Annotated in this window: 19 protein-coding genes; 11 read left to right on the forward strand and 8 right to left on the reverse strand. The window is 60.9% G+C overall.

Translation table 11 applies throughout. The features are described from left to right. The first annotated feature begins 75 nt into the window (after positions 1–75). The 4 genes from ASF66_RS00200 to ASF66_RS00215 all read left to right on the forward strand — a co-directional run bounded on the left by ASF66_RS00200 (position 76) and on the right by ASF66_RS00215 (position 5,191). Positions 76–1,005 (forward strand): AraC family transcriptional regulator, encoded by a 930-nt coding sequence (locus ASF66_RS00200; RefSeq protein ID WP_056842226.1) that lies wholly within the window; start codon positions 76–78, stop codon positions 1,003–1,005. 387 nt (positions 1,006–1,392) lie between these two features. Next, positions 1,393–1,968, forward strand: coding sequence for a (2Fe-2S)-binding protein (locus tag ASF66_RS00205; protein ID WP_236690495.1), 576 nt, complete (start codon positions 1,393–1,395; stop codon positions 1,966–1,968). Beyond that, positions 1,968–2,963, forward strand: a complete 996-nt coding sequence (locus ASF66_RS00210; protein WP_056842227.1) for an FAD binding domain-containing protein — start codon at positions 1,968–1,970, stop codon at positions 2,961–2,963. The genes ASF66_RS00205 and ASF66_RS00210 overlap by 1 nt, the downstream gene beginning before the upstream one ends. Next, positions 2,960–5,191 (forward strand): xanthine dehydrogenase family protein molybdopterin-binding subunit, encoded by a 2,232-nt coding sequence (locus ASF66_RS00215; protein ID WP_056842228.1) that lies wholly within the window; start codon positions 2,960–2,962, stop codon positions 5,189–5,191. Before ASF66_RS00210 ends, ASF66_RS00215 begins: the two co-directional genes overlap by 4 nt. Before the next feature lie 55 nt (positions 5,192–5,246). Here the strand turns inward: ASF66_RS00215 and ASF66_RS00220 are convergent, their stop codons facing one another. Both ASF66_RS00220 and ASF66_RS00225 read right to left on the reverse strand, forming a co-directional pair. Beyond that, entirely contained in the window at positions 5,247–5,573 is a 327-nt protein-coding gene (locus ASF66_RS00220) for a hypothetical protein (RefSeq protein WP_056842229.1), read from the reverse strand. A 187-nt stretch (positions 5,574–5,760) separates the two neighbouring features. After that, positions 5,761–6,129, reverse strand: coding sequence for a histone-like nucleoid-structuring protein, MvaT/MvaU family (locus ASF66_RS00225; RefSeq protein ID WP_049859873.1), 369 nt, complete (start codon positions 6,127–6,129; stop codon positions 5,761–5,763). A 252-nt stretch (positions 6,130–6,381) separates the two neighbouring features. Here ASF66_RS00225 and ASF66_RS00230 point away from each other — a divergent pair, with 252 nt between their 5' ends. The 4 genes from ASF66_RS00230 to ASF66_RS00245 all read left to right on the forward strand — a co-directional run bounded on the left by ASF66_RS00230 (position 6,382) and on the right by ASF66_RS00245 (position 12,793). Next, positions 6,382–6,792, forward strand: a complete 411-nt coding sequence (locus ASF66_RS00230; RefSeq protein ID WP_056842230.1) for a DUF3597 domain-containing protein — start codon at positions 6,382–6,384, stop codon at positions 6,790–6,792. Between the two features lie 233 nt (positions 6,793–7,025). After that, positions 7,026–8,744: a ubiquinone-dependent pyruvate dehydrogenase gene (gene poxB, locus ASF66_RS00235; protein WP_056842231.1), complete on the forward strand. Its 1,719-nt coding sequence runs from the start codon at positions 7,026–7,028 to the stop codon at positions 8,742–8,744. Positions 8,745–8,913: 169 nt separating this feature from the next. After that, the gene (gene hpxO, locus ASF66_RS00240; RefSeq protein WP_056842232.1) at positions 8,914–10,071 is read left to right on the forward strand and encodes an FAD-dependent urate hydroxylase HpxO; all 1,158 of its coding nucleotides are present in this window, start codon (positions 8,914–8,916) and stop codon (positions 10,069–10,071) included. Between the two features lie 367 nt (positions 10,072–10,438). After that, on the forward strand, positions 10,439–12,793 hold the full coding sequence (locus ASF66_RS00245) for a DUF4214 domain-containing protein (protein ID WP_056842233.1): 2,355 nt from the start codon (positions 10,439–10,441) through the stop codon (positions 12,791–12,793). 35 nt (positions 12,794–12,828) lie between these two features. Here the strand turns inward: ASF66_RS00245 and ASF66_RS00250 are convergent, their stop codons facing one another. Both ASF66_RS00250 and ASF66_RS00255 read right to left on the reverse strand, forming a co-directional pair. Next, positions 12,829–13,836, reverse strand: coding sequence for a sensor histidine kinase (locus ASF66_RS00250; protein ID WP_162240062.1), 1,008 nt, complete (start codon positions 13,834–13,836; stop codon positions 12,829–12,831). After that, positions 13,829–14,269 carry a response regulator gene (locus ASF66_RS00255; RefSeq protein ID WP_049859879.1) on the reverse strand — a complete coding sequence of 147 codons (441 nt, stop codon included), beginning with the start codon at positions 14,267–14,269 and terminating at the stop codon, positions 13,829–13,831. Before ASF66_RS00255 ends, ASF66_RS00250 begins: the two co-directional genes overlap by 8 nt. A gap of 232 nt (positions 14,270–14,501) precedes the next feature. On the opposite strand from ASF66_RS00255, the gene glgX reads away from it, so the two are divergent. The 3 genes from glgX to aroD all read left to right on the forward strand — a co-directional run bounded on the left by glgX (position 14,502) and on the right by aroD (position 19,468). Continuing rightward, the gene (glgX, locus tag ASF66_RS00260) at positions 14,502–16,676 is read left to right on the forward strand and encodes a glycogen debranching protein GlgX (RefSeq protein WP_082484326.1); all 2,175 of its coding nucleotides are present in this window, start codon (positions 14,502–14,504) and stop codon (positions 16,674–16,676) included. A 262-nt stretch (positions 16,677–16,938) separates the two neighbouring features. Continuing rightward, a complete protein-coding gene (locus ASF66_RS00265) occupies positions 16,939–18,486 on the forward strand; it encodes a GGDEF domain-containing protein (protein WP_056842236.1) in 1,548 nt (515 codons plus the stop codon). 94 nt (positions 18,487–18,580) lie between these two features. Then, a complete protein-coding gene (gene aroD / locus ASF66_RS00270) occupies positions 18,581–19,468 on the forward strand; it encodes a type I 3-dehydroquinate dehydratase (protein WP_056842237.1) in 888 nt (295 codons plus the stop codon). A 50-nt stretch (positions 19,469–19,518) separates the two neighbouring features. Here the strand turns inward: aroD and ASF66_RS23115 are convergent, their stop codons facing one another. The 4 genes from ASF66_RS23115 to ASF66_RS00285 form a co-directional block, all read right to left on the reverse strand. Continuing rightward, complete coding sequence (locus tag ASF66_RS23115; RefSeq protein ID WP_442962755.1) at positions 19,519–19,605, reverse strand: hypothetical protein; 87 nt, start codon at positions 19,603–19,605, stop codon at positions 19,519–19,521. A 111-nt stretch (positions 19,606–19,716) separates the two neighbouring features. Then, entirely contained in the window at positions 19,717–20,571 is an 855-nt protein-coding gene (locus tag ASF66_RS00275; protein WP_056842238.1) for a sugar phosphate isomerase/epimerase family protein, read from the reverse strand. 89 nt (positions 20,572–20,660) lie between these two features. After that, a complete protein-coding gene (locus ASF66_RS00280) occupies positions 20,661–21,887 on the reverse strand; it encodes a zinc-dependent alcohol dehydrogenase (protein WP_056842239.1) in 1,227 nt (408 codons plus the stop codon). Between the two features lie 115 nt (positions 21,888–22,002). Beyond that, positions 22,003–23,574 (reverse strand): sensor domain-containing diguanylate cyclase, encoded by a 1,572-nt coding sequence (locus ASF66_RS00285; RefSeq protein WP_056842240.1) that lies wholly within the window; start codon positions 23,572–23,574, stop codon positions 22,003–22,005. Between the last annotated feature and the right edge of the window lie 69 nt (positions 23,575–23,643).

Genomic DNA, 23,643 nt, shown 5'->3' on the forward strand with positions numbered 1-23,643 from the left:
TCGATGAGTGTTCAGGGCGAGGCAGGACGAACAGTCAAGCGCGGGTTAAAGTCACTGCAGGAGCCCGAGGTGCATATGACCCACACAGTCGACACAGTTTTCCAGCCGGTATCGGCGCCAGAAAGGCTGGCCCGCATGATCGGTTCGCGCATCGCCAGCCCAGGTGATTACCCCACGGACATTCCCGGCCTCGGGCTTTTCAGACGTGATCATCCCGCACCGCCGGTGACCTGCATGGTGGAGCCGAGCATCATCCTGGTGGCGCAGGGCGAGAAGCGTCTGTGGGTGGGCGGAGAGGGCTACGAATACAGCACGTCGAGGTTCTTGATCACGTCTCTGGATCTGCCGGCCAACTCCGAAGTGCTCGTCGCAAGTCCCGACAAGCCCTGCCTGGGGCTGGCGTTGAGGCTCGATGTGCGCATGCTCGCCGAGCTGATCGCGTTGAGCGATCTGCCCGCGGCCCGCGATCGGAACCGGGTCAGGGGCAGGGTCAGGGGCGTGGGTATCGGGTCGGTGACTGTGCAGATGCTCAGTTCGCTGGAGCGTTTGCTGGCGTTGCTCGATGAGCCGGAATCCATTGCGGTCATGGCGCCGTTGATACAGCGTGAAATTCACTACCGCCTGCTGCAGAGTGATCAGACCGGAAGGCTCAGGCAGATCACTGCGGTGGATGGGCAGGGGTATCGAATCGGCAGGGCCATCGATTGGTTGAAGCTCAACTATACGTCGCCGCTGCGTGTCGACGAGTTGGCGGCAAAGGTCCAGATGAGCACTCCGACCTTTCATCACCACTTCCGGCAGCTCACCTTGATGAGTCCGTTGCAGTATCAAAAATGGCTTCGGCTCAACGAAGCCAAGCGTTTGATGCTCAATGAACATCAGGACGTATCCAGCGCGGCGTTCAAGGTCGGCTATGAGAGTCCATCACAGTTCAGTCGTGAATACCGTCGTCTGTTCGGCGCGCCGCCCAAGCGTGACATCGCTGTCCTGCGTGGCGAGGGCTAGGCCGGCTTTCTTTCATTGGATTCTTTCATTGGAATAGGCAAGAACGCGCTTCGATTGGGCAAGGGCCGTGTTGTGGCCGAATGCATACTGAAAGTCTTTGTGCTGATTGCGTTCGCAGGACTGTGACGGGCGCGGTCTCCTCGGCGGCGCGTGACGTGCGACACGCTTTGAAACCAAACCGCGAACCGACCTGACGTACGACATCAACCAATGGTGCCCTCCAGATGTCTGCACTAGGCACAGCAAGACCGTGATTCGTGACATAAAAAAATAGATGAGGACCGCTACATGACCGATCCGACCGAAAAAACTTCCTCAGATCCCGAAGGCTCCGGCGAGCTGTTCAAGGAACTGACCACGCCGTCGCGCCGCAACTTTCTGCGGACCATGGGCATATCGGGTATGGCGGCTGCGACTGCGCCGGTCTGGGCCCAGGCCGCGCAGCTGGCGCCCATCGATGACAGCGAAAAGCCGCTGGCCAAGGGCGAGCAGCGGATCACGCTCAAGGTCAACGGCCAGCCGCACACCCTCAATGTGCCTGGCAATGCCGTGCTGCTGGACGTGCTGCGCGATCGCCTGCAGCTGACCGGCACCAAGAAGGGCTGTGACCATGGCCAGTGCGGCGCCTGCACCTTGCACATCAATGGCCAGCCGGTGAACAGCTGCCTGTCTCTGGCGGCCATGCATCAGGGTGACGAAATCACCACCATCGAGGGGCTGGAGCGCAATGGTCAGTTGCATCCCATTCAGGAAGCCTTCTGGGCCCACGACGCGTTTCAGTGCGGTTACTGCACCTCGGGCCAGATGATGACGGCCGCGGCGATCATCAAGGACCCGAACATCGGTGCCGATGACGCCAGCGTGCGCGAAGCCATGAGCGGCAACATCTGCCGGTGTGGCGCGTACAAGAACATCCTCGCCGCCGTGCAGGATGCCCGTGGCAAAGTACAGGGAGCCAGCTGATGAGAGCCTTGGAATACACCCGCGCAACCAGCCCCGAACAGGCCGTTGCCACCCATGCCCGCAATGAAGCCACGGCGTTTCTGGCCGGCGGTACGACGCTGCTGGATTTGGTCAAGATCGACATCATGCAGCCCGATCGAGTGATCGATGTGCATGCCCTGGCGCTGGATCAGGTCGAGACCTTGAGTGACGGTCGCACCCGCATTGGGGCCATGGTCACCAATACCGGGTTGGCCAATCATCCGCGCATCAAGAGCGACTACGCGGTGTTGTCCCAGGCGCTGCTGTCGGGAGCCACCACGCAACTGCGCAACAAGGCCACCACGGCCGGCAATGTCATGCAACGAGTACGCTGCAACTACTTCCGCGACGGCGTTTCTGCCTGCAACAAACGTACACCCGGATCCGGCTGCGCTGCCATCGGCGGGCACAACCGCAGCGTGCACGCCGTACTGGGCACCAGCGATCAGTGCATTGCCACCCACCCTTCGGACATGTGCGTGGCCATGGCGGCGATCGGGGCCACCGTTCAGGTGCAGGGTCCCAACGGCAAACGGGAAATCGACTTCCAGGACTTCCATCTGCTACCGGGTGCAACGCCCTGGAAAGAACACGCCCTGCAGCCTGACGAGTTGATCACGCATGTCACGTTGAACGCGCCTTTGGCGGGCGGCAAATCCGCCTACCTGAAGCTGCGTGATCGGGCTTCCTACCAGTTCGCCCTGGCCTCCAGCGCGGTGATCCTGGTGATGGACGGTCAGGTCATCCGTGAGGCGCGCATTGCCTTGGGCGGCGTCGGCACCAAGCCGTGGCGTGCGCTCGAAGCCGAGCGTGCGCTGCGTGGCGCGGCGGCGACCCCGGAGAATTTTGCCAAGGCCGCAGCCATTGCCCTGCAAGGCGCCAAGCCGTATGCCCACAATGCCTACAAGATCCCGCTGGGGCAGCAGGCCATCGTGCGCAACCTCACCACACTGGGCACAGGAGCCATCGCATGAGCGAGTCAATCATGGGGGCATCCCCACGCCGCGTCGACGGTCGCCTGAAGGTCACCGGTGCCGCGCACTATGCAGCCGACCATCAGCCCAAGGGCATGGTTTTCGCCTACGGTGTCTACAGCACCGTAGCCAGTGGCTCGATCAAGTCCCTGGACATCGATGCTGCACGGCGCTCGCCCGGCGTGCTGGAAATTCTGCACCACGGCAATTTTCCCCAAGCGTTCCATACCTCGCCCGTGCCGTTTTCCCTGGCCGGCGTGCTGTCGGGCTCACGTACCGATGAAAAACGGCTGCCTTTCGAAGACAACGTGGTGCGCTATGCCGGTCAGTTCGTGGCGCTGGTGGTGGCCGACACGTTCGAGCACGCCCGTGAGGCGGCCTACAAGGTCAAGGTCAGCTACAGCGAAAGTGCCGCCGCAGCCAATCTGGAGCAGGGTCTGAAGCGCAAGGCGGCTGCCGATGGTGGGCAGGGTCACAAGCGCGGCGATCCGGCCGATGCGTTCGACGGTGGTGCACAGACGGTCGATGCCACCTACACGACGCCGGTGGAAACCCACAACCCGATGGAGATGCACGCCACCGTGGCCATGTGGGACAACGGCAAGTTGGTGGTGTACGAATCGACCCAGTCGGTAGTAGTCCATCGCAACACACTGGCGCAGATTTTCGGCCTGCCGACCGAACGCGTCGAAGTTCGCGCGCCGTTCATTGGTTCGGGGTTCGGCGGCAAGCTGTGGATCTGGCCACACTCGGTCGCGGCCTGCGCCGCTGCCAAGGTGGTCGGTCGCCCCGTGCAGCTGGTGATTCCACGGGCGCAGATGTTCACCACCGTGGGCCATCGTCCGGAAACCCGGCAGCGCATGCGCCTGGCCGCCGATGGCAAGGGCAAGCTGGTATCCCTGCGGCATGAATCGCTCAACACCACTGGCATTGGTGACCAGTACGTCGAGAACTGCGGGGGCATGAGTGCCAGCCTGTATTCGTGTGCCAATGTCGAGGTCACCCACGGCACGGTCCAGGTCAACCGTGGGGCACCGACCTCGATGCGTGCGCCGGGTGCGGCACCCGGTCTGTTCGCGCTGGAGTCGGCCATCGACGAGCTGGCCGAGCGCTGCAAGATGGACCCGCTGGCGTTCCGTCAGTTGAACTGGGCCGAGCAGAACGAGCAGGAAAACCTGCCTTGGTCGGGCAACCATTTGCGCGAAGCCTTGGCTCAAGGTGCGGAACGTTTTGGCTGGGCCAATCGCAAGCCCGGTATCGGCAGCATGCGCGATGGCCATGAAATCGTTGGCTACGGCATGGCACAGTGCAACTGGGATGCCTTCCGCACGCCCTGCGAAGCGCGGGTTTCGCTGACTGCCGACGGCCGTGCCGTGGTGTATTGCGGTGGCCAGGATATCGGCACTGGTACCTATACGGTGCTTGCCCAGTGCGTCAGCGACATCACCGGTCTGCCTTTGGAGAGGATCACGGTGGAGCTGGGTAATTCGTCCTATCCACCCGCGCCGGTTTCCGGCGGCTCCTGGATGACGGCCAGCGCACTGCCCGCTGTGGCCGAGGCCACCCGTGCAGCGCTTACCCAACTCAAGAGCTTTGCCGCTTCCGAGGAGGGCGGGTTGCCCAATGCCAAGGCGGAAGCGATCACGGTGAGCAACGGTCGTCTGCAGGACGGCTCGACCAGCCTGGAATTCGCTGAAGTGCTGAAGAAGCTCAAGATCGCCAGTGCCGAGGGTGAGGCCCATACCGGAATGGCCGACACCAAGAAGCACGCCTTCAGTTCGTTCGGCGCGCATTTCGTCGAGGTTCGCTGGGATCCGGGCATCTCGCGCTTGCGGGTATCTCGTGTGGTCAGCGCCATCGACGTCGGCAAGGTCATCAACGGCAAGACCGCGCGTAATCAGGTCGAAGGCGCGATCGTCATGGCCATCGGCATGGCGTTGTTCGAGTCCACCGACTACGACGAGCGCAATGGCATGCCGGTGAACAACAACTATGCCGAATATGTAGTGCCGGTGCATGCCGACCAGCCGGAGATCGATGTGATTCTGCTCGATTACCCGGACTACAACCTCAACGAGTACGGTGCGCGTGGGGTCGGTGAGATTGGTGTGACCGGGCTGGCGGCTGCGGTGGCCAACGCGGTTTACCATGCCACTGGCAAGCGGGTGCGCAACTTGCCGATCACCCTGGAAAAGCTGATGGATGGCGTACCAACCGTCAGCACCTGATCGCTGTGTGCCGCGCCGGGGTACTCTCGGCGCGGTCCAGCCTTGCCGTGGCGCGCTACTTCAGCGATGCTTCATCCAGCCCCGCGTACCAATCTGCATAAACGGTATTGCGCGCCATGCGTCGATTCATGTCGGCGCTGCCGTCGGTCCACCACACTTCGCCCCGTTCGCCCAAGGCCTGCTTGGCAGCATCGACCTGCGCACGCGCCTGTTTCAGCGCCTGGGGATCTTCGGCGTGTTTGGCAGCCTTGACGGCTCGCCGGGCATCCATCAGCGCTTTGACCCAATGCTGGCGCACGTTTTCGGGAAGGGCAGGATTGCTGCAGCGCCAAAGCCGACCGCGTACTACGAAATAGCGTCCATCGGGCGTGGTGGGATACATCGGCAATCTTCGGAAGGGAGGGTATCGGAAGGGAAGGGGCAGTCCGGCAAGCGGGCCGCGTGGTCCCGCTTGCCGGTGGGTGTGACTTAGGCTCTGTGTGAAAAGCCTTGATACTCGGTGATGCTGCGTTGAAAACAGCCTCGGAATGCTCATTTACAACCCGTAAACTCCGCTTCCTCGGCTGACCCTAGCTCAACCAGCTTTCGACGGTGTCGGAACCGTATTCGGCTTTCCATTCTTTCAGCGTCTTGTGATTGCCGCCCTTGGTTTCGACGACTTCACCCGAATGCGGGTTTTTGTAGGTCTTCAAGGAGCGCGGCTTGCGGGTTGCCTTCTCGGGTGCGGCAGGGGCCTTGGTCGATTTGCCGCCATGCTGCGGATCGAGAATGGAAACGATGTCCTTGAGGCTTTTATTGTATTCGCCCAACAACGCACGCAACTTGGTTTCGAACTCGATTTCCTGTTCCAGACCCTTGTCGCCTTTCATGGCTTCGAGTGCGGCAAGTTGTTCGGCCAGATGACGTTCGAGTTGACGGTATTCAGCAAGTTTGGACATTGGTATCCCCAGGCATGGATCGTGGTATGGATCGTGGATAAGAACGGTAAAGGTATCGAGGAAGGATTCTGGCGCAGTACGCGCATTCACGCCACATCTAAATAACGTGTTTTAACACTTTAATTCACCTCTCCAGGAGGGTGGGTGTGGGGAATGTCGCCGATTCGATAAAACTTTTCGGCAACCCGGGGGGTCAGGTCTTAAGTAGGCTGTCGAATCCACGGCAGCAGCCAAGAAATCTGGAGATACGAAATGAGCTTTTTTAGCAGCATCCTCGAGAAACTGGGTATCGGCAAGCACGCGGTTCCGGACGCAGACGCTTCTACGCAAACCCCTGCCGCCCCGGCGCCAGGTGCCTCGCCAACCACCACCGTGACCAACCAGCCTTCGGCTGCGCCGATTACCCAGGTGGATGTGGCTCAAAAACTAGAAGCGCTGGCCGCCAATCACGGCGAGACGCTGAACTGGCGCACTTCGATCGTCGATTTGCTGAAACTGCTGGGTCTGGACAGCAGTCTGACCGCTCGCAAGGAACTTGCCGAAGAATTGCACTACACCGGTTCGACCGATGACTCCGCGGCCATGAACACCTGGTTGCATTCGGCTGTGATGAAAAAGCTCGCCGAAAACGGCGGCACCGTGCCAGCGGAATTGCTGAACTGATAGTTCGTTCAAGCTTTCGCTAACGCTTATTAAGAAGGCCCGGCATCCGTCGGGCCTTCTTGCATTTGAACACCTCTCTCGCTCAGCGCGGCTGCCCTTTAGAAGCCGAGCTTAAAGGTCTGCGCTTAGACATCAGCGAACCCCCAACCTATCTTTTTGTTAATAAATCGGTTGGAACACCGTCGGCAGCCCGGCACTCAGATCCTTGAACTTATATTTCGAAGGAGCGCCGAATGCCTACCGCAGCCGATTTCATGGTCAATACTCTCAAGCAAGCCGGCGTCAAGCGCGTCTATGGCGTCGTCGGCGATTCATTGAATGGTTTTACCGATTCGATGCGTCGGCTGGGCGGTTTGGACTGGATACACATGCGCAATGAAGAAGCCGGTGCGTTCGCTGCCGGTGGCGAAGCCCACCTTACCGGTGAACTGGCGGTGTGTGCCGGCAGCTGTGGCCCGGGCAACCTGCACTTGATCAATGGCCTGTTCGATTGCCACCGCAGCGGTGTGCCGGTGCTGGCCATCGCGGCGCACATCCCCAGCAGTGAAATCGGTATCGACTACTTTCAGGCGACCCACCCGGAATCACTGTTCAAGGACTGCAGCCACTATGTCGAGCTGGTGTCGCGTGCCGAGCAATTGCCGCAGATTCTCGAGCGCGCCATGCGCGTGGCGATCAGTCGCTGCGGTGTGGCGGTGGTGGTGATTCCGGGTGACGTGGCATTGAGCCCACTTGAAGCTACGGTGAGCCAGTGGATCGCACCACCGAAGCCGGTCGTGGTGCCCGAGCCCGCACAAATCGACGAACTTGCCCAGTTTCTCAACGGCGGCAAGCGCGTGACGCTGCTGTGCGGTGCTGGCTGCGCAGGCGCCCACAGCGAAGTCGTCGCCCTGGCCAAGCAACTCAAGGCGCCGATCGTGCATGCGCTGCGTGGCAAGGAACATCTGGAGTACGACAACCCCTACGATGTGGGCATGACTGGTTTGATCGGCTTCGCCTCCGGCTTCAATGCCATGAAAGAGTGCGACACCCTGTTGATGCTGGGTACCAACTTCCCTTATCGGCAGTTCTTTCCCGAACATTCGCGCATCGCTCAGATCGACCTGCAGCCTGAAGCCTTGGGCAACCGTTGCCCGCTGGCCATCGGCTTGATCGGTGATATCAAGCACACCGTGCAGCAACTGTTGCCACGGCTGGAGGAGCGCACGGACACCATGCACTTGAACAAGGCGCTGGCGGACTACGACAGCGCGCGCAAGGGCCTCGACGACCTCGCCGAGAGCGGTCCGAACAGCACCATCATCCATCCGCAATACGTCAGCCGACTGGTCAGTGAGCTGGCAGCCGAGGACGCTGTGTTCACCTGCGACGTGGGCACGCCCACGGCCTGGGCCGCGCGCTACCTGAAGATGAACGGCAAGCGCCGTCTGATCGGCTCGTTCAACCACGGTTCGATGGCCAATGCCATGTTGCAGGCCATCGGTGCGCAGGCGGCTTACCCGCAGCGTCAGGTGGTGTCGATGTCCGGGGATGGCGGCTTCAGCATGATGATGGGGGACTTCCTGACCCTGAGCCAGGCCAACCTGCCGGTGAAGGTGATCGTGCTCAACAATGGCACCTTGGGCTTCGTTGAGATGGAAATGAAGGCCAGTGGTCTGGTGGACGTCGGCTGCGAGCTGAAGAACCCCAACTTCGCCACGTTCGCCCAAGGCATGGGCATCAAGGGTATTCGCGTGGAGAAGCCGCAGGATCTGCGCGCGGCCCTGGTCGAAGCGTTCGAGCACGATGGACCGGTGCTGGTGGACGTGGTCAGCGAACGTCAGGAGCTGATCATGCCGCCGGAAATCACCGCGGCCAACGTCAAGGGCTTTGGCTTGTTCATGATGCGCGCGGTGCTTGACGGGCGCGCCAAGGAGCTGGTGAACCTGGCAAAGAACAACCTTTTGCGTTGAGTCTCGATGCTACAAACCGGTGCGCATTCAACATTGCCGCACTGGTTTGACGCCGATCATGGGCCGCCTTCGCTGCACCGGCAGGCGTGATTTACGCTATTGACGGTTCCTGATCACTTGGTCAGCTTTTTGCACGGTGATTGGCAAACCCGATATCAGCGGAGAGACCATGGAATCCTTGAACATCGTCATTGCCGGCGCCGGCATGGGCGGCTTGACCGCAGCTGCAGCCTTGCAGCAGGCCGGCCATCAGGTGCACCTCTATGAGCGTGCGGCAGAACTCGCCCCCGTCGGCGCAGCGATTTCCATCTGGCCCAACGGTGTCCGCGTGCTGGATGCGCTGGGTCTGGGCGACTCCATCGAGCAGGCTGGCGGGCACATGCAGAGCATGAGCTACAGCGATCATCAGGACCACTTGCTCACGCGGTTCGACCTGCAGCCCTTGTACACGTACGCTCGACGCCGGGCGTTTCCCATCGCCAGGGCGCGTTTGCAAAACATTTTGCTGGAAGCGGTCGGGATGCAGAACGTGACGCTAGGCGTGGCGTGCGTGGACTATGAGGAAAACGAGACGGACGTGCAGGTGAGGTTGTCGACGGGTGAAACGGTAACGGCCGATCTGTTGATCGCTGCCAACGGTACCCATTCGTTGCTGCGCGATACCATTGCCGGGGAGCCGGTTCCCCGACGCTATTGTGGCTACGTCAACTGGAACGGCCGGATCAAGGCGGCGCCGGACCTGGCGCCTGCCGATGAATGGGTTCAGTACGTGGGTGAGCACAAGCGGGTGTCATTGATGCCCATGGGCAACGACGAACTGTATTTCTTCTTCGACGTGCCGTTGCCAGCCGGCACACCGAACGTTCGCGAGCACTATCGTGCGGAACTGGAGCAGCATTTCGCGCATTGGCCCGAGCCGGTTCAGCGTCTTTTGCAGCGCCTGGACCCCGCAGCCGTGGCCCGTGTGGAAATCCACGACACCGCGCGGGTACCCCATCTGGTCAGTACACGGGTCGCCCTGCTGGGCGATGCGGCCCATGCCATGACGCCGAACATAGGGCAGGGCGGTTGCCAGGCCATGGAGGATGCCTGGGTGCTCGCCCGCTGCATCGAACGCGAACGCACGCCGGCGGCTGCGCTGGCAGCCTATGAGTCGGAGCGAACCGATCGGGTGGCGAGCCTGGTGACCAAGGCGCGCAAACGGGCGGCGATCATCCACGGCGAAATGCCTGAAGAAACGCAGCAATGGTATGCAGAGCTTGCAGAGAGCGATGGCAGCGACATTCTGGCCGGGCTGATCAAGACCGACGAAGGCAGCCCGTTGTAGGGCCGCAGCACCAACAGAAAAGGGGGCGTGACAGCTCCCAATGCAACCTGCTGACAGCGTCTGACCCGCCAGAGCGCTTTCCCAAGCTTCTTCCAGGTGTATTTGGTCGACTCCTGGAAAAAACGCTTCAGTCGCCGGACAACATGCCGATAACGTCGTCAGGAATGGGCGTTGAAGGTCTTCGACCGCGCCCTGGCGTACCTTCACGAAGAGCAGCACCCTCGTCAAGACCAAGGCGGGTCGGACGCGCGTGAAGGTCATGACGCCTGCTTTCAAAGCGTGCTCTGCGGCTTGAACTCATCACCCATTCATACCTGATTCTTGTGTCATTGACTTGGCAAGGTCTGCCTCGCCCTGGAGTTTCTACATGTGTTCGATGTGCGATTCACTCACCCAACTCTGGGCCCAAGGAGTGATCGGCCAAGAGGTGAGTAAACACACAGCCATCAGCCAGGCTAAACTTGAGCACCTGACGCTGGACCAGCAGGCCAACTACCTGACCGATGGCTTTTGGCGCGACGCTTACGGCGGCTCCCAGCATCATTTCAATGTCCACGCTGGTGACTCGCTCACCGTCAACCTGACCCGTTTGAGCGCAAACGCTCAGGCTGTTGCCAAATATGCGCTGCAGACTTGGACCAACGTCAGTGGCCTCAAGTTTGTGGAAACCACCGCTGCTGGTGCGATCAATTTCAGCGAAAACAAAAGCGGCGCGTACGCCAATTCCAATTATGCAGGGAGCATCATCTCGGACAGCAGCGTCAACATCGATTCCGATTGGGTGAATTACGGTTGGTATTATGTGCAAACCTACATTCATGAAATCGGTCACGCGCTGGGGTTGGGCCATGCGGGCAACTACAACGGCAGCGCGTCCTTTCCCAACAATGCCTTCTATCAAGAGGACAGCTGGAAATACTCGGTGATGTCCTATTTCAGTCAGGACGAGAATACCTATTCCAATGCCTCTTTCGGCTATGTCGTCACGCCGATGCTGGCGGATATCGTCGCCATCCAGTCGCTGTACGGCACCGCCGCTACCCGCACGGGTGACGATACCTACCGCTTGAACAACGCTGACATCAAGGCCGGAACCGTCTTCGTGCCTGGCCTGGTGGGCACGATCTACGATTCAGGCGGCAACGACAGAATCGATGTCAGCGCCTATGGCGGGGCTCAGACGGTCGATTTGAGAAGTGAAGCGTTTTCCAGCGTATACGGCGGTTTATCGAATGTTGCCATCGCGCGCGGTACGGTGATCGAGAGCTCCATCACCGGTGCAGGCGCGGATACGCTGATCGGCAATGCCCGTGACAACGTTCTCGATGGGGGCGCAGGCAACGACCAGTTGCAGGGCGGCGATGGCGACGATCGGCTGGTGGGTGGGTCGGGCTCGGACATCCTCAACGGCGGCAACGGCATCGACACCGCTGTGTATGGCCAAACGGGCGCGCGCTACTTCGCAACCTACGATGCCGCGCTCGTGAGTAATGGCACCCTCAGCGTTCACGATGCGCAAACGCTCGATGTGGACACACTTTCAAGCGTCGAAAAGCTGGCTTTCAGCGACCGCACTGCCAATCTTGACGAGCTGCTCATGGCTTTTCGCAGCCGGTATGGCGCCTTCAACACCGAGAGTGACGCCACTGTTTCGTTGAGTTTCGGGATGGATACACATCACATCGCGCTCACCGAGGATCAGGCTGACGTTGCCAGGCTCTACTCACTGTTCGGCCGGACGCCCGATTATCAGGGTTTGAATCACTGGCTGACACAGCAGGCGATGGGCACTTCGGATGCAGAGATTCGCGATGCCTTTCTGAATTCCACCGAAGCGATGCAGCGCTACAGCTTGCTGGGTGATAAGGATTTCGTCCTTGATCTCTATCAGACTGTATTGCATCGCACAGGCGAAGCATCAGGTGTGTCGTCCTGGAACGCTTTGCTGCAGGCGGGTGTGAGTCGAGCAACGGTCGCTGATGGCTTCCTGAATTCGCGCGAGAGCCATGACCTCTCCGAAGGCGAGACGGGGTTCATCAGGATCGTGGCTCATAACGCCTGGAACACTCTGGATATGGCAGTGGGTAAGGGGGTTGCCACTGGCACGGCGGGTGATGATCAGATCAGTGAGCAGGAAGTCATCCTTGACAGCAATGCGGTTTCGCACCTGGCCGGCAAGGCCGGTATCGACACCTTTATTTTCAACGACGCGGCATCGGCCTACACGATCAGCGCCCTCGACAACGACACCCTATCGGTCAGTCGTGCGACGGGAGCTGCTGCGCACTTCGACCTGAATGGCTTCAATGTGCTCGATTTCACAGATCGCGAACTGTTCGTTCTCGACGCGGCGCAGGCAAGCATTGGTCGTCTGTATACCATTCTGGGTCGTGCCCCCGATATCGAAGGCCTGAAGTCCTGGCTTTCCCAGAGCGCCGCAGGCGGAGCCGGTGCCCAGGTTGCGGATGGTTTTGTGCAATCTGGCGAATTTTCCCAAAGCCTGCCCAATGCCAGCAATGCAGCCTTTGTCGAAAAGCTGTATCACAATGTTCTGGACAGAGGTAGCGACGCTGAAGGCCTTGCCCATTGGGTCCAGTTGCTGGACGCAGGTACGAGCCGTGGACAGGTCGCATTCACTATCGCCAACTCCGAGGAATCTGCTGGACTGACACAAGGCGATGCCGGATTCATTCACCTGGTTGGTCATGCTGATTGGGTTTAAAGCCCCAAACACCATGACGAGGTCAACGGCGCAGGCTAGGGATGCGGCAAGGTCAACGTCACCACGGCGCCGCCCGCATTGCTGCGGTGAAGGACTGCGCCGCAGCGTTTGGCCAGTGCGCCGATCAGGCCTTGGCCACTGAGCTTGGGCGCGGCGGCGCCAGCATCGCTGAGCTGGGTTGCGGTAAAGCCCTGGCCACGGTCGCGTACCTTGAGTTGCAGCTCGCCGCTGGGCAGGCGCTTGAGTGAAAACTGGATCTGAGTGGTGGGCTGGCTGCCGTGGCGGATGGCATTGGCGACCAGCTCATTGACGATCAGGCCCAGGTCCGATGCCAGTTTGAAAGGCGCATAGGCGCTGTCGGCGTCGACACTGAAATGGATGCGGTCATTGCCTTCGGCTTCGATCGACGCCCTGATCAAGTGCGGCAGGTAATGGGCCAGGTCTACGGTGCCCGAAGCGCTGCGATACAGTTCGGCCTGCACCGTACCAACGCCCTGAATGCGCGCAATGGCCGATTCGAGCAGTTGCCGCGCTTCGTCGCCCTGGGCGCGTAGCTTGGACATCTGCAAGAAGGCGATGATCAGTTGCAGGTTGTTCTTGACGCGGTGATTGAGCTCGGAGACCAGCACGTCCTGATGGGCCTCGAGTTCTTTCTGTGCAGTGATGTCGGTGCAGCTGCCGAAGTAACCGGCGAATTCGCCCTGGCGGTAGAACGGTGCGCCGTGGTCGAGGAACCAGCGGTAGCAGCCGTCGTGTCGGCGTAGGCGGTAAGGCGTGCTGAAGGACACTCGGGCATCGAACGCCTCTTCATAATTGCGGGTGCAAAGATCCAGATCGTCGGGATGCACGTCGTCGCTCCAGCCGTATCCGCAGAGCTGCTTCTGCGTCTTGCCGGTGAAGTCGAGCCAGGGTTTGTTGAACCAGTCGCACTGCTTGTCGACACCGGCACGCCAGATCAGTACCGGCGCGTTGTCGGCCAACTCGCGGAACTCGGTTTCACCCAATCCTGTTCCAGGGCGCAAGACATCCGTGGGTTCACTCATGTTTCTTTCCATATAGGCCGCGCGATTCGGTAAAGAGCTTCAAAGGCACTGGCAGCGGTCGGTTCAAGGGCAGTTCACCTTGAACCAGCGCATGCACGATGTGGGCGCTGCGTGACAGGTCATTGGGGCTGTAGGGCTTGGACAACAGCCCGAGCGCGTAGCCGCTGTTGGCCTTGGCCACGTCGATCTGGCCACTGACGAACAGCGAATGGATATTGAACTGTTCGTAGAGCGTCTGCGCCAAGCCTACGCCCTCGTCATGACCGTCCAGGTTGATGTCGACGAATGCAATGTCGATGCCATGGGTCTGCGCCAGCAACAGCGCTCCGGCCACGTCATACGCGGGGCCGATGATCTCGTGGCCATCTTCCTCCAGCGCTATCTCGGCCAACAGCGCCAAAATTGGATCGTCTTCTATCAACAGGATACGCATGGGGTCAACTCATTGTCTTCAAGGGCGCTTGCGCTCTTCCTTCTTGCAAAGCTTGTTCTAAGAGCACTATGGCATCCGTGCGTTCAATCGCAGATCGTGGCATGCAGCCAAAGGCACCACGCAAGGCTGAAAAAATATCCTGAACTGTTGCGCGGCGCGCGCTTCTATCAATAGACCGTTTTGGTCGTCTACCCAAGAGCTCAGGCTCAACCTATTTCCGGAGTGTTTGATCATGTCTGATCAATCAATGAATGACAGTGCGTCGAGCCAGGAACGTCCCGCCAGCCGTGTGAGCGAGGGCTTGCCGTACCCATTGGGCGCGACCTGGGATGGGTCGGGCGTCAACTTTGCAATTTTTTCGGCCAACGCTACCAAAGTCGAGCTGTGCCTGTTCGACGCCGATGGCGTGGAAGAGATCGAACGCATCGCGTTGCCTGAATTCACCAACGAGATCTGGCACGGCTATCTGCCCGATGCGCGCCCGGGCACTCTGTATGGCTACCGTGTGCACGGTCCGTATGACCCTGCAAACGGCCACCGTTTCAATGCCAACAAGCTGCTGATCGACCCCTATGCCAAGCAGATTTCCGGCGAGCTGAAGTGGGACGATGCACTGTTCGGCTATATCGTCGGCCACGAAGACGGCGATCTTTCGTTCGACGAGCGCGATAGCGCGCCGTTCATGCCACGCTGCCGAGTGATCGACCCGGCCTTCACCTGGGGCAGTACGGCCAAGCCGAACGTGCCGTGGGAAAAGACCATTTTCTACGAAACCCATGTACGCGGCTTCACCATGCGTCATCCTTCGGTGCGTGAAACCGAGCGCGGCACCTTCGCTGCCTTCCACGAAAACGATGTGGTGGAATACATCCGTTCCCTGGGTGTGACGTCGGTGGAGCTGATGCCAGTGCATTATTTCCTGGATGACAATCATCTGCTGGAAAAGGGCCTGCACAACTTCTGGGGCTATAACACCCTGGGCTTCTTCGCGCCCCATGCGCGCTACATGGCGGGTTCGTCGATCGGCGAGTTCAAGGTCATGGTCTCGCGCTTCCACAAGGCCGGCCTGGAAGTGATTCTCGACGTGGTCTACAACCACACGGCCGAAGGCAACGAGATGGGCCCGACCCTGTCGCTCAAGGGTATCGACAACGCCAACTACTACCGCCTGATGCCAGACGATGCGCGTTACTACATCAACGACACCGGCACCGGCAACACCCTGAACATGAGCCACCCCTGCGTTCTGCAGATGGTCACCGACTCCCTGCGCTACTGGAGCTCGGAAATGGGCGTGGACGGTTTCCGTTTCGACCTGGCGACCATTCTGGGCCGCGAAGCTCATGGCTTCAGCGAAGGCGGCGGCTTCCTCGACGCCTGCCGTCAGGATCCGGTGCTGGCCAAGGTCAAGCTGGTCGCCGAGCCTTGGGACTGCGGTCCGGGCGGCTATCAGGTGGGCAACTTCCCGCCGGGCTGGATGGAATGGAACGACAAGTTCCGCGACATCTCCCGCGCGTTCTGGAAGGGCGACGACGAGATGCTCGGCGATTTCGCGAAAATCTTCCTGGGCTCGGGCGACCAGTTCAACCGTCGCGGCCGCAAGCCGGCGTCGTCGGTCAACTTCATCACCGCTCACGATGGTTTCACCTTGAACGACCTGGTATCGTACAACGAGAAGCACAACGAAGCCAACGGTGAAGATAACCGCGACGGTCACTCCGACAACCGCTCGTGGAACTGCGGTGTCGAAGGCCCGACGGACGATCCGGAAATCGTCGCTCTGCGCTACCGCCAGATGCGTAACCTGCTGGCGACGCTGTTCCTCGCCCAAGGCACCCCGATGCTGCTGGCCGGCGACGAGTTCGCGCGTACCCAGGGTGGCAGCAACAACGCCTATTGCCAGGACAGCGAGATCGGCTGGGTGGACTGGAACATCAGCGAGCAGAGCACCGAGCTGCAGGACTTCGTCAAGTACCTGATCGAGCTGCGCAACCGCTACCCGCTGCTGCGCCGCAATCGCTTCTTCACGGGTGCCTACGACGAAAGCCTGGGTATCAAGGACGTCAGCTGGATCCAGCCCAACGGCAGCGAAATGGGTGTCGAGCAGTGGCAAGACGGCAGCAACCGCTGCATGGGTATCCTGCTCGACGGTCGCACTCAGGCCAGTGGTATCCGCCGCGCCGGGGTCGACCATTCGCTGTTGATCGTGGTCAACGCGCACCATGACGTGGTCGGCTTCACCCTGCCGGAAGTACCGGAAGGCAAGCGTTGGATTCTGCAACTGGATACCAACCAGACTGACTTCGAGGCAGGCGAGTCGTTTGATTTCGGTACCGAGTACGCCGTCACCGGGCGTTCGGTGCTGATGTTCGAACTGGCCAAGCCGTCGGCCAAGAAGCGTCGTTAACAAGGTAATATCCAAACGCCCCGATGCGGTCATCGACTGACTGCATCGGGGCGTTTGTCGTTGTGCCTTTCTGATTGCAAAAGGGTGACAACCCGCTGTAGACGCTAAGATGGCAATTTGCTAGCTTTCGAGGCAAGGGCGATTGCTCATGCAATCCGCCGCCATGCCTATCGTGGAACGAGCCTGTCGTGCGCCAGCATGATCCTTTCGACGATTCTCACCCTCACTGTCTGTGCACGCCTGTGCGGTGGATATTGCCACGATGTTGATCAGACGCCGCCCATCGCTCGCAGGTTTTATCGGCCTGGCGCTCGGCTTGATCGCATTCTCGGCGTTTTCTCTGTTGCGCTCGGAAATTCAGCGGCAGGAAACCCGTTTCTCCGAGTACGTACAAAGCATCGCGAGCAGCGTACGCAACCAGCTCGACACCAACGATGCGGTGCTGGCCGGGTTTGCCGCGTTCCTGCAGGCGGTCAAGCAGAGCGATACCGATGCGGCCGCTCGCTATGGCGCCGCCGTGCTGGCGGCCTATCCGCACATCTACATGCTGGAAGTGGCGCGCAGTGTGCCTCAGGACGAGCAGTGCAATTTCGCGGCCCTGCTGCGGCGCACCTGGTTGCCGGATTTTCAGTTGAAGGATTTCACACCGCCTGCGCCTGTGGTCGATTCCCGCAGTGGCATGAACACGACATGGCCGATCCTCTTCATGTCGCCGCAGTTGCCGGAGACCAACGTGATCTACGGGGTGAGGCTTGAGACCGTACCCTATCTGAGCAATGCCCTGGTGCGTATCCACCAGAGTTCCGTGCCGGTGGCGACGCCCGTTTTCGCGTTGTATGAAGGGGGCGATGCCTACATTCTGATGAAATCGGTGTTGCGCCCCGATGAGGACGCTCAGAACACGCTGCCCAACTTCTTCGGCAGCACGATGGTCGCCATGCTGGTGATCAAGACCGACGCGCTGCTGGGGGCGATCGTGCGCCACAACAACGATCCGCGAGTGGCTGTCAGCGCACGGTTGCGCAGCGATGATCACAACACCCAGGTCGTGGCCATGGAGGCAGCGCAGAGCCGTTGGTGGGACGAACTGGTCTTGCCGCGGCTGACCGATGACGTATTCGTCGACAGCCCGACGCAACCGCTGTCCTTGACCTTCCAGCGCCAGCTGAGCCTGGCGGATGTGCTGGGGCCCGAAGTGCTGCTGATCCTCAGCGTGCTGCTGGCGAGTCTGGTATTGGTGCCGCTGGTGCTGGTCAGGCACTTTTCGGCTATCGAGGCGGCCGCACTCGAACACGAGCGTTCGGCGTTCCTGGCCACCCATGACGTATTGACGCAGTTGCCCAACCGCTACCTGCTGGCGGATCGCTTCGCCCAGGCGCTGAGCCAGTGGACGGAGCAGGGCATTCCCTTTGCGGTCATGTTGATCGACCTCGATCACTTCAAGCAGATCAACGATGAACGAGGACATGCGGTGGGTGACCAGGTCTTGCAGACGTTGGCCAAGCGCATGCGCGAGGCGATTCGCGACTATGACACGGTAGCGCGCTACGGCGGCGACGAGTTCGTGGCCTTGGTCTCGGACTTGGCCAACCCGGATAGCGTGATCCTCAAGGCGCAACAGCTGCTGCACGCAATCGAGCAGCCAATCGCCACCTGCGTAGGCCAGTTGTCGCTGTCGGGCAGCATCGGGATTTCCCTGTGCCCTGTGCACGGGGAAGACCTCGATACGTTGCTCAAGGCGGCGGACAAGGCCATGTACCATGTCAAGCTTGAGGGTCGGCAGGGCGTGGCCATGGCGGGTGCGGCCTGAGGGGCAGTCTTCTTGAACCACCACGCGGCGAGCCCCTCGAATGCTCTATTGCGCGCCTTCCAGCCTGGAAGGCCGGTGTTCTGGAGGACGTGCCGTGCAACGTCGTCGTTTTCTCGTGGGCAGCGCCGTCGCCGCTGCCAGCATGCCCTTGTCATCAGTCGCTTTCGCCGCCCAGCCCGCGACCTTGCAGGTCCCCTCGGCGGCACCGGGAAGCGCTGTGCTGACCGTTGGATCATTGCGGATCGGCGAAGGCGCACCCAAGATCATCGCGTCCATCACCGCCTCAACCGACCGTGAAGCGCTTGATCAGGCTCGTGACATCGGCGCTGCGTCACAGGTGGACATGGCTGAGCTGCGTTTGGATCATCATCCACAGGGCCACCTGGGCGAACGGATGAAGCCGTTGCTGGCTCGTCTGGTGGGTGTACTGGACGGCAAGCCTCTACTCGTCACTTGGCGCAGCAAGGAGGAGGGGGGTGAGCGTGAGCTGGCCGATGCCACGTATTTCAACCTGTACGCCGAGCTGCTGCAAACCGGTCATGTCGATCTGTTGGACGTGGAAATGATGAAGCCACAGGCGGCCGTCGAGAACATCGTCACGCTGGCCCATGAACGGGGTGTGGCGGTGGTGCTGTCCAACCATGATTTCAACGCGACGCCCGGCCACGATGTCATCGTCGAGCGTTTGCGTCTGCAGCAGGCGTTGGGCGCCGACATTCTCAAGATCGCCGTGATGCCCAACAGCAAGGCGGACGTATTGACGTTGATGGCGGCCAGTCAGCACATGCAGGCTCACTATGCCAAGCGTCCATTGCTGACCATGTCGATGGGGCCGTTAGGCGTGTTGTCGCGGTTGGCGGGGCAGTTGAGCGGATCAGCCCTGACCTACGCAAGCCTGGGCCAGGCATCGGCGCCGGGACAGCTGGAGGCTGCTACGGTACAGAACGTATTGGACGTGGCGGAGCAGGGTTCACAGAGCTGAAAGAAGCAGCTGGGGCGGACAGGGGCGCTCGATGAGCGCCCCGGCAGGAATCAGAAGACCAGCTTGAACAGGCCGATGACCACGACCAGGCCGATCAGGAAGATGATGCCGACGGTGCTGCCAAGAAACTTCAACATAGGGATGACTCACGGTAATGGGTTGTTACTGCTCTAGACAGCGGCTCGCAGTGCTCGTTTCATTTCATGTGACGCCAGTATCTTGTGCGTCGTTCTGTGCCTGCCAAGCGTCTAGGCATGTGGTCCGAGAATCCCTTGGCGAATGTCGTCGAACGCCACGACGCTGCGCTCCACGGCCTGGATCACAGTGGGCGCGTCCTTCCAGAGCGAATCGCTGACGGACTCGGAAAAGATCTCGAGCACGTACTCGCCTGCGTAGCCCACATCGACCAGTCGTCGCAGAAGCGCTTGCAGGGGGATAGCGCCGTCGCCCACGGCACGTCGGTCGTGCAGCGATTGCGGACGACGCCAGTCGGCCAGTTGCACGATGAACAGCTTGTCGGCATCGAGGGTGTCGAGCAGGCTGGGGTCCTGCCAGCTGTTGTACAGGTCCAGGCACAGGCCGAAGGCGGGCCGTGCGACGGCGTCGGCCATTTCACGGGCCTGACCGAAGGCGAACAGAATGGAATTCTGGTTCATCAATGAAGGCGCCAGCGCTTCGAGTGCGATGAGCATCCCTTTCTCACTCGCGTGCTCGGCCAGTGTCCGGTAGTGCTCGACGCACTGTGTCCAGACCAATGCTTCATTGCCCTGCGCGTCGGCGCCGGTGTTGGTGACCAGTGCCAGGCCGGGAAAGAATTCGCTGAACAGATCGACCGAGTTCATCAGTTGCGCCAGACGCACGTCTGGGGCTTGCGGCTCGGGCGCCGAAGCTGAAGGGAAAATGGTCAGGGTGCGGGGCTGGATCGAGGTCACTCGAACGCCGCTGGCGCGCACTTGAGCCAATTGCTCCCGTGCGCATGCGGGGTCTTCGGAGAGCTTCTTTTCCGCCAGTTCCAGGCCGCAGCCCAGACGCTGGCACAGTTGCAGGTCTTGTTCGAGGGTGAGGGGTTGGGTGGTGATCTGACTCAGTGCCAAGCGTTGCATGGTGACCTCTGTGCTGCTGCATGAAAGCCCAATCGCCGTGGGCCGGACAAAGCAAGGCCGAGCAGAGCTCGGCCTCGTGGTGCGGTGCTTCAGAGCGCGGGTACGACACCGGCGACAGGTTCTACAATGGGCGCTTCAATGGTCGGCGAGCCGGGTGTGAGAATGACCTTGCGGCAATCCTCTTCCTTCTTGTCGAAGATCTTGTAGCCTTCGACCGCCTGTTCCAGGGACATGCGGTGGGTGATGATCGTCTCGGGCGTCAAGCGGCCCGCTTCGATGTGCTCGAGCAGCTCGGGCAGGTAGCGCTGAACGTGAGTCTGGCCCATGCGGAAGGTCAAGCCCTTGTCGAACGCATCGCCGAACAGGAAGCCGTGGATGAAGCCGGCGTACACGCCCGGCACGCTGACCACGCCGCCACGGCGCACGGCCGCGATGCACTGGCGCAACGCCTTGCCGCTGCTGCCTTCAAGCTTGAGGGCGGCGAGCACGGTTTCGGTGGTGCTGCCCTTGGCTTCGAAGCCCACGGCATCCACGACGCCATCCACGCCGCGCGAGCCTGGCGTCTGACGGATGATGGTATCGGCTGGATCGTCGTCTTCATCGAAGTTGATCGGGATCACTCCATAGGCCTGTTGCGCATAGGCCAGGCGGTAGGGGTGATGGTCGACCATGAAGATGCGCTCGGCGCCCAGCATCCGCGCGACGGCAGCGCACAGCAGGCCAACCGGGCCAGCGCCGTAGATGGCGATGCTCGAACCCTTGCCGATCTCGGTGTTTTTCACCGCCTGGAACGCGGTGGGCAGAATGTCCGACAGGAACAGCACCTTCTCGTCCGACAGGGTGCCAGGCACCTTGAACGGGCCGGTATTGGCCTTGGGGACACGCACGTATTCGGCCTGGCCGCCGGGCACGCCGCCGTACAGGTGACTAAAGCCAAACAGCGCTGCGCCCGATGGAATCGACTTCTTGTTCAGGATCGCGCCACGGCCGGTGTTGGTGGTTTCGCAGGCGGCGAAAAGATCGATGTTGCAGAAAAAGCAGCTGCCGCAGGCAATGACGAAAGGAATGACCACACGATCGCCTGGGCTGACGGCCGTGACGGCGCTGCCGACTTCCTCGACCACCCCCATGAACTCGTGACCGAAGATATCGCCATGTTCGACCGTGGGAATCTTGCCTCGGTACAGGTGCAGGTCCGAGCCGCAGATGGCGGTGGCCGTGACACGCAGGATGATGTCGTCGGCATCCTGAAGCTCTGGATCGGGAACCGTGTCGACTTTGACGTCGTGAGCGCCGTGGTAGGTGAGTGCTCTCATTGTTCGCGTAGCCTCTTGATCGGAATCGGGGGGTGTAAGTAGCAGAGGTATACGAAACACGGGAAGTTCAAGCCGATGTGTCCAATGGGCTCGCCGGATCGGGTCGACACACTGGTCACGTTCCGCTCTGAGTGGCGCAGGCGTGCCAGCGATTGCGGCCTTTGTGTTTGGCGGTGTACAGGCAGGCATCGGCGGTTATCAGCATTTGCGCGGCCGTGACCCATTCCACTGCCGGCTGGGCGGCGGTGATGCCGGCGCTGACCGTGACGTGCCCCGCAGGATGATCCAGGTGTTCGACGCCCAAGTCGCGAATGGCCTGCAGGATCGCCTCGGCAACCACGCCTGCGCCTTCCAGATCGGTACCGGGGAGCAGCACGGTGAACTCTTCGCCACCATAGCGCACGGCCAGGTCGGTAGGGCGCTTGAGCACCTTCACGATGGCGTCGGCCACCTGGCGCAGGCAGCGGTCGCCGGCTGCATGGCCATAGCGATCGTTGTAGCGTTTGAAGTAGTCGACATCGAGCATGATCAGCGCCAGCCAGCCGCGCTGTCGCCGAGCGCGGCCGATTTCGGCACCCAGGGCCATGTCCAGCCGCCGCCGATTGCCCAGGCCGCTGAGGCTGTCGGTCAGCGCCATGTCACGCATGATCTGATGGGCCTGGCGAAGTTCTTCCTCGATGGCGATGCGTTCGCGCAGCTGCTTGAGCACGATCATGCCGAAGCCACTCAAGCCTGCGATCAGCACCAGCAGCACCAGGCCGGTCTTGAGCAGGTCGCGCCGCCAGGGGCCGATGTAGGACTCGCGCGACAGCCCGGCTTCCACCACCAGCGGATAGCTGCTCAATGCGCGGTAGGCGTACAGGCGGTAGGTGTTGTCGACCACTGCCTTGACCTCGACTACGCCTTCGTCGGCCACTGGCAGGTAGCGTTTGAAGATCTCGCTGTCTTCCAGGGTCTTGCCCAGCACCGGCGCAAGGAACGGACGCCGCACCAGGATTCGGCCGTTGCGCAGCGCCAGGACCAGCGCGCCGCGATCGTCGATCTTGAAGTCGCCGTAATAGTCGACGAAATAGCTGACCCGAATCGTTCCCAGCAGCACCCCGGCGAAGCTGCCATCAGGGTTATTGAGTCGGCGCGAGATCGGCAGGATGTATTCGTCCGTGGAACGGCTGCGCACCACGTCGCTGATGCGCACGTTCGGATCGGTGTGGGTGCGATGGTAGTTGAAGTAGTCGCGGTCGGCGTTGTTGGCCGCCTCCGGTGTACCGGTCTTGTCGGTCACCACCCATTGGCCGCTGGCGTCGTAGATGAACAGCCCATGCAACTGCGGCATGATCCGCGCCTGTTGCTGCATCAGCGCATGAATGCGCGGCACGTCCATGTTCTGCAGGCCGTCACCTTGCACGCGCTCGCCCAGGGCGTCGGTCAGTACGTCGACCTGGCGAATCGCATCTTCGGCATGCTGGGCCGTGGCGCGGGCCAGGTTGGTGACCGAATCGCGTGCGGTGGCGAACGCCTGCTGGTAGTCGCGCCAGGCGCGCCAGCCTTCGACGCCCACGAAGGTGAAGATGACCAGCACGATGAACGTTACGGTGAGACGAAACAGAGCCGAATTGCGCCCCGCGTGCCGAGATAATGGCTCGGCGCTTTCGTCGCTCGTGGCATGTAGCGGATTGCGTCCTGGCATGAAAGGCCTCATGGCTGCGCTCTGTCGCGGCGCGAGGTGTCCTGTGCTGCATTTTCGACAATGCGGTAA

The organism is Pseudomonas sp. Leaf129, assembly GCF_001423465.1.
In the GTDB taxonomy this organism is placed as follows: Bacteria; Pseudomonadota; Gammaproteobacteria; order Pseudomonadales; family Pseudomonadaceae; genus Aquipseudomonas; species Aquipseudomonas coleopterorum.